Source organism: Yersinia sp. 2553 StPb PI, assembly GCF_052217105.1.
Classification (GTDB): Bacteria; Pseudomonadota; Gammaproteobacteria; order Enterobacterales; family Enterobacteriaceae; genus Yersinia; species Yersinia enterocolitica_E.
Window position 1 is genome coordinate 3370858 of the sequence record NZ_JAZGPX010000002.1, and the last position, 14182, is coordinate 3385039.

The following is a 14182-nucleotide window of genomic DNA, read 5'->3' on the forward strand; positions in this document are numbered from 1 at the left end:
ACACATAACTGAACAATTTTTGTGCTTACATTCAGCCACCCATGCGGCTACGCAACATGTAGTAGATAACCACACCAGCAACCACTAATCCGCCACCAAAACGGCGCAAAGTGGCATCCGGTAATTGGGTCATCGCCTGAATCATTTTGCGCCAGGCTTTGGGGTACAGCATCGGGCCAAGCCCTTCGAGCACCAAAACCAGACCCAATGCTAACAAGATGGTTGAATTCATTATTTGTCTCAAATGGAAAAGGCCCGCGTTAACGGGCCTTATTGTTACGGTCAAGACGAGCTGTAACGACAGCCGTTATGGACGTTTGCTGGAGTTATCCGGCGACCTCATATAACGGAAGAAATCGCTATCCGGGCTCAGAACCATCACATCATTGCCGCTGTTAAAGCTGTTTTCATACGCACGCAAGCTACGAATGAAGGCATAAAAGTCTGGGTCTTTACTGAATGCGTCAGCAAACAGACGAGCTGCTTCTGCATCACCGCCACCACGAGTAATACGCGCCTGACGTTCTGCTTCTGCCAGTGTACGTGTTACTTCATAGTCAGCTGTTGCACGCAACTTCTCTGCTTCTTCCTGACCTTGTGAACGATGACGACGGGCTACCGCTTCACGCTCAGCACGCATACGTTGGAAGATAGCATCAGACACTTCAGCCGGTAAGTTGATCTGCTTGATTCGCACGTCAACGACCTCAATCCCTAGCGCTGCCATACTGTTAGGGTTAACCGCAGGCTGTTTGCCACGGGTTTCCTGCTCAACACGGGCTGCCGCAGAGGCAATTGCATCATCAGCTTCGGTGGTCACAGCTTCATCACCCACACTACCGGTGTTCAGCGCATCACGGACATCTGAAGTCAAACGCCCACGTGAGTCAGTAACGATGTCACGCACGTTCAAACGACCAATTTCAGAACGCAAACGGTCACTAAACTTACGTTTCAGCAGCACTTCGGCCTGAGAAACATCACCACCACCGGTGGCCAGATAGTAACGACTGAAATCGCTGATACGCCATTTCAAATAGGAGTCAACAATCAGGTCTTTCTTCTCGTTGGTAACGAAACGGTCAGCCTGGTTGTCCATGGTTTGAATACGGGCATCCAACCTTTTCACGGTTTCGATAAACGGTATTTTGAAGTGCAAGCCCGGTGCATACACCAGCGGCTTGTTATCACTATCACGTAATACCTTGCCAAAGCGTAGCACGATGCCGCGCTGGCCTTCCTGTACCACAAACAGAGAAGCGTAGAGTGCGATTAACACCACAACGACGATAAGTAAAAAAGACTTACGCATTGGTTATTCTCTCCCTACGCGAGTGGAAGTATCACGCTGAGCATTCGCCCGGCGCTGATCCATGATAGAGCCACTGGTTGAGCTGGTATTGGCGTTGCTTGCACCAGACTCTTGACTGCTATTAGCAGAAGAAGGCGGATTCAGACGAATCAGGCTTGTGTCTTTATTGCCATCCGCTGCCTTATCTGCACCTTGGCCGCGCAGCATTTGGTCCAGTGGTAACACCATCAGACTATTACCCTTATCACTCGCTAGTACTTTGCGGGTATGACCGAGGACCTTCTCCATCGTTTCGATGTATAGACGCTCACGGGTAATTTCTGGTGCCGCCTTATACTCAGGCAACAACTTAGCAAAACCTGCGACTTCACCCTGCGCTTCCAACACTTTACGTGCGGCATAAGCACGCGCATCTTCTAACAGACGCTGCGCCTGACCATTCGCCCGTGGTTGGACTTCGTTGGTATAAGCTTCCGCTTCACGAATATACTGTTGTTCGTTTTCACGGGCTGCAATCGCATCATCAAATGCCGCTTTAACTTCTTCTGGTGGACGCGCCGCCTGGAAGTTAACGTCCAGCAGCGTTATACCCATATTGTATGGACGAATAGTTTCTTCCAGTACACGTTGAGTATCGCTACGAACGATGGTACGGCCTTCGGTGAGGATTTTGTCCATGGTGTATTTACCAATAACACCACGTACTGCGCTGTCAGTTGCCTGACGCAAGCTGTCGTCCGGGTTAGTCACGCTAAACAGATAAGCGGCCGGATCAGTCACACGGTACTGCACGTTCATTTCGACGCGAACCACGTTCTCATCAGAAGTCAGCATCACGCCGGACGCTGCCAATTCACGTACCGATTCAACGTTAACTGGCGTTACTTCATCGATAAAGGTCGGTTTCCAGTTCAAACCAGGCTGCACAATGTGGCTTAATTTACCCAAGCGAGTAACGACACCGCGCTCGGCTTCTTTAATTGTATAGAAACCACTTGCCGCCCAGATAACTACCACAGCAACCACAGCAATGCCCACAATCCGGCCACTGAAACCAGGGCCTCTTGTCGTACCACTGTTATCATTGCCGCTGCCGCCACCTTTACCACCGAGGCTACTCAGTTTTTTGCTCAGTTTTCGAAAGATATCATCCAGATCAGGCGGCCCTTGGTCACGACCACCTTTATTATTGTTATTTCCGCCAGAGTTGCCGCCATTATTATTGCTGCTCCCCCACGGATCGCGGTCCTGTCCGTTATTACCGGGCTGATTCCACGCCATGTTTTAGCTCCATTCTTCTATGATTGGTTTTCTTCAGGCCAAGAGCACATGCCAAAGAAGCTGGCTCTTAATCTCACAAAAAAGGTCAAATAATCAACTAATTAGCCACACCGACTAATTAATAATATAACTGACCAAATCTTGCTCTTGTTTACAGAGACGACGCCAATCAACGATAGGCATTCTGACCACCATACCGACGTTTCCGTCCTCGTCTATCCACTCTTTTTCAATTGCCTGAAGCTGGTAAAAACGGCTACGTAGACGACCTGCCTGAGGTGGCAAACGTAATTCAAAGTGTGCGATCTCACCTGAAAGACGCTCCGTCAACGCTTGAAATAGCAACGAGATCCCTGCGCCGGTTTGGGCCGAAAGCCAAACTCTGACTGGCAGATTGTCTTCGTTGCGATCAATTCGCGGGACAAAATCATCCAACAAATCAATTTTATTCATTACTAATAATGTAGGTATTTCATCCGCTTCGATTTCTGCCAAAACAGAATCAACTGCGGCCATATTCTCGGTTACCCGAGGGTCTGCTGCATCAATAATGTGTAACAGTAATGAGGCTTGCCGTGTTTCTTGTAATGTCGCTTTAAAAGCAGCGACCAAATCATGCGGCAAATGCCGGATAAAACCTACCGTATCCGCCAACACTGTATCACCCACATCCGCCACATTAATACGGCGTAAAGTAGGATCCAGCGTGGCAAATAATTGGTCAGCCGCATAAACATCAGCTGCCGTAATTTTGTTAAACAGGCTGGATTTACCGGCGTTGGTATATCCCACCAAAGATACTGTCGGAATTTCAGCACGGGTACGCGCACGTCGCCCCTGCTCACGCTGCTTTACCACCCGCTCCAAACGGCTCAAAATCAAGCTGATACGGTCGCGTAACAAACGGCGGTCGGTCTCCAACTGGGTTTCACCTGGCCCTCTAAGGCCAATCCCCCCCTTTTGACGCTCAAGATGCGTCCAGCCACGTACCAAACGGGTCGCAATATGGCGTAATTGCGCTAATTCGACCTGTAATTTACCTTCATGGGTACGGGCCCGTTGGGCAAAAATATCTAAGATTAGCCCAGTACGATCAATGACCCGACACTCACACAAACGCTCAAGATTTCGCTCTTGCGCTGCGGAAAGGGCATGATCAAACAAGACGACAGACGCGCCACTGGCTTTCACCGCGTCAGCAATTTCTTCGGCCTTTCCTTCACCGACAAAATACTTAGGGTGCGGTGCTTTGCGACTACCCGTCACAATTTGCAAAGCTTCTACGCCCGCAGAAGATACCAGCGCTTCAAATTCACGCAGATCTTCTGAGTTTTTGTCTTGCGAGAAATAGATATGAACCAGTACGGCCTGCTCACCGGCTTCATAGCGGTCAAACAAACGTGCAACCTCTCAAACGGATTAAAACCGCTAGTGCGGAGAACATAAACCCGAATCCGTTGTTTATGTTCCCCGTCATGGTCGACCAGCAATGCGCTTTATTCAGCGTCATCGCTATCCTGCTGCGGTTGTTGCGGCGCAGACGGATTACTACCATGATAATTATTGGTGCTTCCACTCGGCGTATTGCTGTGATGCGAAACCGGGCGAGAAGGCACTACAGTAGAGATGGCGTGTTTATAAACCATCTGGCTGACTGTGTTTTTTAACAGAATGACAAACTGATCAAAAGACTCAACTTGGCCCTGCAGTTTAATGCCATTCACTAAATAAATAGAAACCGGAACCCGTTCACGACGCAATGCGTTCAGGAACGGATCTTGCAAAGATTGCCCCTTAGCCATTCTATATTTTCCTTATTTGCTTGTTGTTTTTAACTAAGAACCTATCGGCTCGAAAATAAACTGCGTAAAAAAAATCCGCGCGTTGAGTACTAATCAATTGTACACAATCATTCAACCTATGCACTAACAACCTGTATTACAGAGTCTAAAGCCTCTCCCGGCTTATCACTGTCGAGCCACTGAACTGAACTCCAGCCCCGTAACCAAGTCATTTGGCGCTTTGCCAGTTGACGTGTCGCACAAACTCCACGGTAAACCATTTCGTCGTAATCAATCTCACCGGACAGATAAGACCACATCTGCCGGTATCCCACACAACGAATGGCAGGCAAATCCGTATGCAAATCACCGCGGTCAAAAAGCGCCCTAGCCTCTGTTTCAAACCCTGCATCCAGCATCTGATGAAAACGTAATTCAATCCGCTGGTGCAACAGTTCCCGGCTAACAGGCGCAATCGCAAATTGGTGAACCCGATAGGGTAAGGTTTCACCCGAAATTTTAGTCAGTTCCGTTAAAGTTTTACCTGAAATAAAAAAAACTTCCAGTGCTCTAGAGAGCCGTTGGGGATCATTAGGATGAATTCGCGCCGCAGCAACTGGGTCTATCTTGGCCAATTGCTGATGCAATGCCTCCCAACCCAGCTCAGCGGCCTGCTGTTCAATATGCTCGCGCACTTGTGGGTCTGCGGGTGGCAACGGAGATAATCCTTCCAACAGCGCTTTAAAATACAGCATGGTCCCCCCCACCAGCAGCGGAATTCGCCCGGCAGCGGTAATATCGGCCATCACTTTCAATGCATCTTTACGGAAATCAGCGGCTGAGTAGGATTCAGCCGGGTCACGGATATCAATCAGCCGGTGTGGTGCTAACGCCAGTTCTTCAGCACTGGGTTTCGCCGTGCCGATATCCATGCCACGATAGATCAAGGCAGAATCGACGCTGATTAACTCCACAGGTAACCGCTGGCGAAGCGCAATGGAGAGCGCTGTTTTACCACAAGCGGTAGGCCCCATAATAAAAATTGCCGGTGGCCGGTCTAGATTTTCAATATCATTCATGTGTTAGGGTTGCCAATGCAGCCTTTATATCAATAGGTTGTAATAATCCAGCAGGCGGTGATTGCACCAACTGCGGACAAAGACGTTCCACATCCGTCAATAACTGTATCGCTTGAGACATATTCCAAACCTCATGTTCGCTGCCAAGGTGGCGGGCAATCCATGTGGCCAGAACATCTGGCGATATCTCTTCATGCTGCGACAGATAGCCTAACAGTTCCGGTATCAGTTTTTGTAAATTTTGTTGGCGTAATGGTAAAGATACCGCACGTAAAGTGGCTCTTGTCTGCTCAACGGTCAATTCTATCCCCATAGTAACCAATAAGTTCTGATGGCGCAGACAGGCTGCGGCCTCATTCTTATCTAATGTCAGTTTTAATGGAATAAGTAATGGCTGAGGGCGTAAACCCTCGGCTGGCGGATTCAGTTGAGCTTGTTTCAGCCAGCGCTCGGCAACAGTCAGTGCCAATAATGCCACACCTTGCTTATATTCAATCAAAGCATAGCAAGGTGGGAATACCGTTAATACTCGGCCAAAGCTGTAATAATCACCATGAAGTGGTTCATCTGCTGATGCAAAGCGCGGGGCTGGCACCGATGCAGGCTGTTCTACGGCTTGGCTCACAGCGGCGGGTTGCACCAATTGACGATACAATTCGCCTTGCTGCTTTTGGTAGGGTTGCCCAGCGCTATAGCCAGGTGCTGCCTGTTCACGGGCAGGAGACCGCGCTGCCGCTAGCGTGGGTTCTGAAGACGATACTTTATCTGAAACCCGTGTCCGTTCTGCCGCTGGCGCTTTTGCAGGCTCTGGTTGCGCATATTTATTCCCCCCCGCCGCCACACGGTTTTCCGGCTGCCAGCGGGGTGCTTCTATCTCTTCACCATCTTCATTGATATTTAGCACTGGCGAGGCAGTCTGCTGTAAAACAGTGGTAACAGCCTGATAAATAAAGTCATGTACCAACCGCGCCTGATGGAAACGCACCTCATGTTTCGCCGGATGCACATTTACATCCACCTGATGCGGATCAATATCCAGATACAAAACATAAGCGGGTTGTTGATCATCTTTGAGTAAATCTTGATAGGCCTGACGGATAGCGTGATTAATCAACCGATCACGCATCATGCGATTATTGACGTAACAATACTGCATTTCACTGAGTGTACGACTGGCGGCAGGATCAGCCACCCAACCACGAATAGTCAAATCACCATGTTGCCAGGAAATGGCCAGTGCATGCTGCAAAAAAGCCGGGCCACAGATGCTCGCCAGCCGACGCTCGTGCTGTGAAGGGTCAGGGGCTGCGCGGTACTGACGCATTAACTTACCGTTATGACTCAGGTTTATTGCCACATCAAAGCGCGCCAGCGCAATGCGCCGCACCACTTCATCAATATGACCGAACTCGGTTTTTTCAGTGCGCATAAATTTGCGGCGCGCTGGCGTGTTATAAAACAGATCCAACACTTCAAGAGTACTCCCCACCGGATGCGCCGCTGGCTTGATAGTGACGGCCATATCACGCCCTTCCGCATAAGCCTGCCAGGCTTCATTTTGTTCGGCAGTGCGGGAAGTCAGAATCAGACGTGAGACTGAACTGATACTGGCCAGTGCTTCGCCACGAAAGCCCATGCTGAGGATAGCTTCCAGATCTTCTAGCGAACTTATCTTACTGGTGGCATGGCGCGCCAGCGCCAGTGATAAATCTTCTTTGCCGATGCCGCAGCCATTATCGCGGATACGAATCAGTTTGGCGCCACCCCGTTCAATATCGATATCAATCCGGGTAGCTCCTGCATCCAGACTGTTTTCTACCAACTCTTTAACCACCGACGCAGGCCGCTCTACCACTTCACCGGCGGCAATTTGGTTAGCAAGCTGTGGTGGCAGAATATGAATCGGCATAGCAGTTCCTTTCGCTTACGATTGTGGGATCGTGAGGGTTTGCCCTAGCTGGACATTACCTGACTTTATCTTGTTCGCCCGCTCAATCTCACTCATCGACACGCCATATCTGGCCGCAATGGCTGATAGCGTATCACCGCGTTTTACCAGATGTTTTACTGTTTTGTTTTTAGCAATTGTTTGGTTTTTTGGTGCCGCTGCCGTTACCGTGCTGCCCAATGCCGGCACTTTCAAACGCTGCCCCACCCACACCACATCATTTTTCAGCGTATTGTTTTGCCGCAATAGCGCCATGCTGACGCCGTATTGGCTCGCAATGCCGGATAAGGTTTCACCACGTTGTACTTTATGGATTTGGCTTTTCCCTGTCGCCACAGGCTTGACGGCAGAAACTCTGCCGCTTTGCGCATTGCTGACAATCGGTTCTGGCTGATTAACATTTGAACGCTGCACTGAAGAATCAACCGCCGCTGTTTCTATTAGCGGACGGTTTTCGACCTTTGGGTCGGCTTGTAGCGGATGCGCGAGGAAATAACTGCGTAAGCCTTTATAAATGGCCTGAGCAATCTTCTCCTGATACGCGCTACTGCCAAGCAGCCGCTCCTCCGTACTATTACTGATAAAGCCGGTTTCCACTAATAACGATGGAATATCCGGTGAACGTAACACCCCAAGACTGGCGTGTTCAGGCCGACGTTTATGAATGTCACCTACTGTTTGTAGCTCACGCAGCACCTTGGTCGCTACGTCATAGCCCACCCGCTGGGAGTGGCCGAATTGCAGATCCAATACTGCCTGACTCAAATAGGGGTCTGACGCGGTATTCGCCAACACGTCACCGGCACCACCGAGCAATTCAGATTGTTTCTCATGCTGTTCCAGCCAGTTGCCCATTTCACTGTTAGCACGGCGATTTGACAGAACCCAGACCGAAGCCCCAGTAGCACTGCGGTTAGGTGCCGCATCCGCATGAATAGAAACCAGCACGTTAGCCCCCTGCTTACGGGCCACGTCCGAACGGCCCATCACCGAAATGAAGTAATCGCCATTGCGGGTTAAAACCGGTTTAAACATCGGGTCGCTATTAAGCAATGCTTCAAGTCGGCGGGCGATGGCAATCGTGACATTCTTCTCTTTCAGGCCATTTTGCCCGATTGCACCTGGGTCTTGCCCACCGTGACCGGCATCGATTGCCACCACTACACGATCACTATTAGCAACACGGCTGGCTTTAATCGGGCGGGCGGTATTGGTGGTGACGGTATCACTGCTGACAACCACGGTCGGCTTATTGTTAAACGGGTTTTTAGCCTCCGATGTGGTGTTTGAACTGGTCACGCGCGGTGTCGTATTCACGTTATTGACCGGCGGCGTCAAACGCCCAGCATTCGGGCTAGGGGTATTGGTTTGGCTGAGTGGCCTACTGTTTGGGCTTAACGTGTTGTTTGAGCTTAACGTACTGTTTGAGCTTAACGTATTGTTCGGGCTTAACGTGGTTTGTACCTGACGAGCAGGGGCGGCTGCGGTCATGGTAATGACCACCGTGTAGTTACTGCCCGACTGCTGTGTCACCGCGCGGGTTTTAACTTTTTGCGTCAATTCCAGCACCAGACGGGTGCTTTGCTCATCTTTCGGGGTACTGGAACGAATTCTTTTCAGCAGATTCTGCCCACTGAACTCCAAGGGTAAACCAGAGAGATTACCGCTTTGGCGGACATCCAACACCACTCGCTCAGGCGAACTCAACGAGAAAAAGGCATAAATCGGTTTACCATCAAAACTGAGCGTCACCCGGCTTTCCGTCGGGCCATTGTTCACCTTAATATCGGTGAGTTTCATAGCCAAGGCGGAAGGTAGGCTTAATAAACTCACCATAACCAACATGACTGCGGTAAACGATCGTTGGTAGCGATTTATTAGCATCAAGCTATGCATCATTATCAAATTATCCTTGCACAGCAGCTAAACGGCGCAATACATCCGCACCCGCATCAGAAAGGGCAACCAGACGGGCTTCACGCCCTTCAGCCTGATACGCCAAATGTAACTCTATATCGGCCCGAGGTAAGAACCCCTCACCTTGCTGTGGCCATTCCACCAGGCAAATTGCCCGCTCATCGAAATAATCACGAATACCCATAAACTCCAGCTCCTCAGGATCCGCCAGACGATATAGGTCAAAATGGTAAACCGGTCTTGGAGTTAACGCATAAGGTTCAACCAAGGTATAAGTAGGGCTTTTAACATGACCAATGTGGCCAAGGGCCTGAAGGAAGCCGCGGCTGAAAGTTGTTTTTCCGGCACCTAAGTCACCGAACAGATAAATAACGCTAGCACCATTGAAGGCATGGGCCAAACGAGCCCCTAATGCAACGGTCGCTGCCTCATCAGGCAGAGGTAAAACGAGTTCTTTCATTCTGTGATATCTATCTTGCTAACTCAGGATTAACGTACTTCGGAATAACTGGCAGTAAATCTGTTGCCAGTAAACCCCGGGTGCCTTGAACTTCAGCCAGTTTGTCTGCGGCAACGCCATGCACGACACAACCTGCACAGGCAGCATCATACAGCACCAGCTTTTGTGCTATCAAACTACCAATAATACCGGACAGAATATCCCCCATGCCGCCGGAGGCCATCCCTGCATTACCAACATAAGCAATCGCCATCTCGCCCTGCTCACTGGCAATCAGGGTACCAGCACCTTTCAATACCACCACACCACCATATTGTTTAACGATGTTTCGGGCCGAAAGTAAGCGGTCACTCTCAATATCAGCGACGCGACAACCAAGCAGACGAGCAGCTTCCCCTGGATGTGGGGTCAATACCCGATTCTGACGCCTATGTGGATTTAATGCCAGCAAGTTGAGCGCATCTGCGTCCCATAATGCTGGTTTATCACTTTGTTGCAATAAATTCAGAGCATTCCGGCCCCAATCGGACTGCCCTAACCCTGGACCGACAACCAGGACATCAGCCCAGCCAATACCTTGTTCAAGAGTTTCCGGCGTTAACTCTTGTACCATCAACTCTGGCCTTGCCGCCAGAATCGGTGCCACATGCTCAATGTGAGTGAGCACTCGCACCAAGCCAGCCCCACTGCGCAGAGCGGCTTCACCGGCCATGCGAATCGCACCTCCCAGCCCTTTATCTCCGCCCACTAGCAACAATCGGCCATGTTCCCCTTTATGAGCACAAGGGCGGCGTGGCTGTAGCCATTGCGGTAGGTGATCTGCAGTCATTCGCTCAATTTGTAGCGGTTGAGTGAGCAGCCATGCTGTCAGCCCCAAGTCATTGCAGTGTAAATGCCCCACCCAATCACGGGCCTGACCGGTGAGCAAACCCGGTTTCAGCGCGACAAAAGTCAGGGTGTGGTCTGCGCGAATAACAGATCCGGGAGCAGCACCACTGTTGGCACTGAGTCCAGAAGGAATATCCAAGGCAATCTTTGCGGCCCGATGGCGATTCGCGGTGTCAATCAGCGTAGCATAAACGCCTTGCGGTGCCGCTCGCAGGCCAATACCCAACAATGCATCAATAATCAAATCAACATGTTGTGGCCACGGTGTCTCAGGCTGGTGAATTATGCCACCTGCCGCCAACCATTGGGATTGCGCCTGATGCGCTTGTGCGGGTAATGGCCGATTGCCGGGGCAGGCAATAAGCGTAACATTCAGCCCCGCGGCTAATGCCCGATTCGCAACGATATAACCATCGCCACCATTATTACCGTGGCCACACAATATCAACCAGTGACGCGCCGCTGGGTACTGTTTACGCGCCAGTTCAAAGGCCGCATCGCCCGCTCTGACCATCAGATCAAACAACGTTAGAGAAAAGTGTGCCGCGGCCACGACCTCGTTCTGGCGTACCCAGTCCGCAGAAAAAACAGAGTGTGGTAAGCTGACACCGATTTGTTTCTTACTATGGTCCGTCATGGCACACCCCCTCGATCTGAATCAATTAGCCCAACATATCAAGCAATGGGGGCAATCGCTAGGTTTCCAGCAAGTCGGTATCTGCGATACGGATTTGTCTGCGGAAGAACCGCGGTTACAAACTTGGCTTGATAAACAATATCATGGCGAGATGGCCTGGATGGCTCGCCACGGTATGCTGCGCGCGCGGCCCCATGAATTATTACCCGGAACCTTACGGGTGATTAGCGTGCGGATGAATTATCTCCCTGCCAAGGCTGCATTTGCCAGCACATTGAACAATGCTAAGTTAGGTTATGTCAGTCGCTATGCGCTGGGCCGTGATTATCATAAATTGCTGCGCCAGCGGCTGAAAAGATTGGGCGATATGATTCAGAGTTACTGTCTGGAGCAGGCTCACGGTGACATCAATTTCCGCCCATTTGTCGATTCTGCCCCCATTATGGAGCGGTCATTAGCTGCAAAAGCAGGGATTGGCTGGGTTGGTAAGCACTCACTGATTTTAAATCGTGATGCGGGCTCCTGGTTCTTTCTTGGCGAATTACTAATTGATCTGCCGCTGCCGATCGATAAGCCGCAAGAGGAGCAATGTGGCCGTTGCGTTGCCTGTATCACCACCTGCCCGACCGGCGCTATCGTTGCACCCTATACCGTTGATGCTCGCCGCTGTATCTCCTACCTGACCATTGAACTTGAAGGGGCGATACCAGAAGAATTTCGTCCACTAATGGGAAATCGTATTTATGGCTGTGATGATTGTCAGCTTATCTGCCCCTGGAACCGCTTCTCACAATTAACTGATGAGGAAGATTTCAGCCCACGCGCCGTGCTACACACGCCACAGTTATTGGATTTATTTGCCTGGAATGAAGAGAAATTTTTGCGGGTTACGGAAGGTTCCGCCATCCGCCGCATTGGTCACCTACGCTGGCTACGTAATATCTCGGTCGCACTGGGCAATGCCCCCTATCTCGACAGTATCGTATTGGCACTGGAAGCGCGCCGCGGGATTGATCCAATGTTAGATGAACATATTGAGTGGTCAATCTCACAACAATTGAAAAGACGGTCTACACTGATTGTGGATGTTCAATCGCCACAGAAAAAAAGGCTGGTGCGGGCTATTGAGAAAGGCCTACCACGGGATGCCTGATATCCCCCTTTACCTGAAACTATATGCTGTTTGGTATGGCTTTTTTTTATGTATTTTTATAATGAATGAACTCGGAGTTTTCCTGTGCATAAAAATAAAAACACTTTGGCAATCAAGTGCGAAAAAAAGCGCAAGTGATCGGTATAACGTTTTCACAGAAAAATATATATCGCTAAATCAAAGAGATATGAAAGAGGGTTGCGCAGTGGATAAAATATGAGCTGGATATAAAAAAAGCAGAATCTGTGGATAAGTCTGTTGACGAAGTTAATACATTGTATGTACAACGCGGCATGGCGCGTTATGTAGCTGTGGATAAAAATAATAGAATTGAATAAAAATTTTGGAGCGGGAAACGAGACTCGAACTCGCGACCCCGACCTTGGCAAGGTCGTGCTCTACCAACTGAGCTATTCCCGCATTGAGATGCTTTTGCACCCTGCTGTATGTGACAGCATTTGATATTTACTGCTTATTCAGAAATAAATTTTGGAGCGGGAAACGAGACTCGAACTCGCGACCCCGACCTTGGCAAGGTCGTGCTCTACCAACTGAGCTATTCCCGCGTCGCTGCCATACGTCATAACAACGTATCACTTATATTTCTGACTTCTGAACTAAAGCTGCTGTACTGCCGGTCACTATCTTTATGGTTAAAGATTGGAGCGGGAAACGAGACTCGAACTCGCGACCCCGACCTTGGCAAGGTCGTGCTCTACCAACTGAGCTATTCCCGCTTGGTGCCGTCTTACTTTTTACAACGTTTTCTACACTTAACTCGTACTAAATCGGTCTGCGCATGTTTGCGAATTCTTCATCGGTACGGGGTGCGCATTATACGAGAAATCCGTTTTGCCGCAAGCCCCTAAAAGCAAAAAAATCATTTTTTGGTTCAAGTGACGATTAAAACAGCAATGTGGCGTTTTTACCAGCGCCGGGCAAAGTATATACCCAAAGTTATTGAAACAGCAGGAGTGTAAGCGCGACTATCCCTGCTGCTTCAAGGCCGCAGGGGATCAAGATTGAATAAAATGCTCGCGGTAATAGGCAAGCTCAGCCACAGATTCACGGATATCGTCTAGTGCTTGATGGGTATTTTGTTTTTTGAAACCCGGCAGAATCTCTGGTTTCCAGCGGCGTGCCAGCTCTTTTAGCGTGCTGACATCCAGATAGCGGTAGTGGAAATAAGCTTCAAGCTCTGGCATATAACGGAACAGGAAGCGGCGGTCTTGGCCCACACTGTTACCACAGATAGGTGAAGCGCCCGCTGGAACCCACTGTTTCAAGAATTCAATGGTTTGTAATTCAGCATCACTATCACTAAATGGGCTGGCTTTAACCCGTTCCACCAAACCACTGCCGGTATGGGTACGCACATTCCATTCATCCATAAGCCCAAGCTGTTCATCCGACTGATGAACCGCCAATACTGGGCCTTCGGCTAGAATATTGAGATTAGCATCGGTGACCAGAGTGGCTATCTCAATGATCCGATCGCGCTCAGGATCAAGACCGGTCATTTCCAGATCGATCCAGATCAGATTATTTTGATTCTCTGCCATAATATTTCCTGCCTGTTAGCGGGTGAGACTACCGAACAAACGGTTAATTGATAAAATAATGTGTATCATAGCCCTTTTGGTCGCAACCAGCGATATACCCAAAGAAATTGGCGTTGCAGGTAGGTAGCAAGCAAACGAATCCCGATAAGATTACACCGATGCGG

General features: G+C 49.8%; 12 protein-coding genes and 3 tRNA genes. 1 reads left to right on the top strand and 14 read right to left on the bottom strand.

Going from position 1 to position 14182, the window contains the following annotated elements:
- Positions 1-31 precede the first annotated feature (31 nt).
- The 10 genes from V2A84_RS16945 to nnr form a co-directional block, all read right to left on the bottom strand.
- Positions 32-232: a DUF2065 family protein gene (locus tag V2A84_RS16945; protein WP_005193214.1), complete on the bottom strand. Its 201-nt coding sequence runs from the start codon at positions 230-232 to the stop codon at positions 32-34.
- A gap of 75 nt (positions 233-307) precedes the next feature.
- Complete coding sequence (gene hflC / locus V2A84_RS16950) at positions 308-1312, bottom strand: protease modulator HflC (protein ID WP_083160971.1); 1005 nt, start codon at positions 1310-1312, stop codon at positions 308-310.
- A 3-nt stretch (positions 1313-1315) separates the two neighbouring features.
- Positions 1316-2593: an FtsH protease activity modulator HflK gene (hflK, locus tag V2A84_RS16955; protein ID WP_083160973.1), complete on the bottom strand. Its 1278-nt coding sequence runs from the start codon at positions 2591-2593 to the stop codon at positions 1316-1318.
- 114 nt (positions 2594-2707) lie between these two features.
- A complete protein-coding gene (gene hflX, locus V2A84_RS16960) occupies positions 2708-3991 on the bottom strand; it encodes a ribosome rescue GTPase HflX (protein ID WP_442848986.1) in 1284 nt (427 codons plus the stop codon).
- Positions 3992-4089: 98 nt separating this feature from the next.
- Complete coding sequence (gene hfq, locus V2A84_RS16965; protein ID WP_002209151.1) at positions 4090-4395, bottom strand: RNA chaperone Hfq; 306 nt, start codon at positions 4393-4395, stop codon at positions 4090-4092.
- Between the two features lie 116 nt (positions 4396-4511).
- A complete protein-coding gene (gene miaA, locus V2A84_RS16970; RefSeq protein ID WP_083160977.1) occupies positions 4512-5453 on the bottom strand; it encodes a tRNA (adenosine(37)-N6)-dimethylallyltransferase MiaA in 942 nt (313 codons plus the stop codon).
- On the bottom strand, positions 5446-7362 hold the full coding sequence (mutL, locus tag V2A84_RS16975; protein ID WP_083160979.1) for a DNA mismatch repair endonuclease MutL: 1917 nt from the start codon (positions 7360-7362) through the stop codon (positions 5446-5448). Before mutL ends, miaA begins: the two co-directional genes overlap by 8 nt.
- 15 nt (positions 7363-7377) lie before the next feature.
- Positions 7378-9246, bottom strand: coding sequence for an N-acetylmuramoyl-L-alanine amidase AmiB (gene amiB, locus V2A84_RS16980; protein WP_193784843.1), 1869 nt, complete (start codon positions 9244-9246; stop codon positions 7378-7380).
- A 61-nt stretch (positions 9247-9307) separates the two neighbouring features.
- Positions 9308-9778 (bottom strand): tRNA (adenosine(37)-N6)-threonylcarbamoyltransferase complex ATPase subunit type 1 TsaE, encoded by a 471-nt coding sequence (tsaE, locus tag V2A84_RS16985; RefSeq protein ID WP_420072807.1) that lies wholly within the window; start codon positions 9776-9778, stop codon positions 9308-9310.
- Between the two features lie 10 nt (positions 9779-9788).
- Positions 9789-11303 carry a bifunctional ADP-dependent NAD(P)H-hydrate dehydratase/NAD(P)H-hydrate epimerase gene (nnr, locus tag V2A84_RS16990; RefSeq protein WP_442848987.1) on the bottom strand — a complete coding sequence of 505 codons (1515 nt, stop codon included), beginning with the start codon at positions 11301-11303 and terminating at the stop codon, positions 9789-9791.
- Between nnr and queG the strand changes: the two genes are divergently transcribed.
- Complete coding sequence (gene queG, locus V2A84_RS16995; protein ID WP_083160985.1) at positions 11302-12456, top strand: tRNA epoxyqueuosine(34) reductase QueG; 1155 nt, start codon at positions 11302-11304, stop codon at positions 12454-12456. The two genes, nnr and queG, sit on opposite strands and share 2 nt — an antisense overlap.
- Before the next feature lie 344 nt (positions 12457-12800).
- On the opposite strand, the gene V2A84_RS17000 is transcribed toward queG, so the two are convergent.
- The 4 genes from V2A84_RS17000 to orn all read right to left on the bottom strand — a co-directional run bounded on the left by V2A84_RS17000 (position 12801) and on the right by orn (position 14018).
- Positions 12801-12876: transfer RNA gene (locus V2A84_RS17000), tRNA-Gly, on the bottom strand.
- A 70-nt stretch (positions 12877-12946) separates the two neighbouring features.
- Positions 12947-13022 (bottom strand) — tRNA-Gly (locus V2A84_RS17005).
- A 95-nt stretch (positions 13023-13117) separates the two neighbouring features.
- A tRNA-Gly gene (locus V2A84_RS17010) sits at positions 13118-13193 on the bottom strand.
- Between the two features lie 279 nt (positions 13194-13472).
- Positions 13473-14018, bottom strand: a complete 546-nt coding sequence (orn, locus tag V2A84_RS17015) for an oligoribonuclease (RefSeq protein WP_005187496.1) — start codon at positions 14016-14018, stop codon at positions 13473-13475.
- Positions 14019-14182 lie beyond the last annotated feature (164 nt).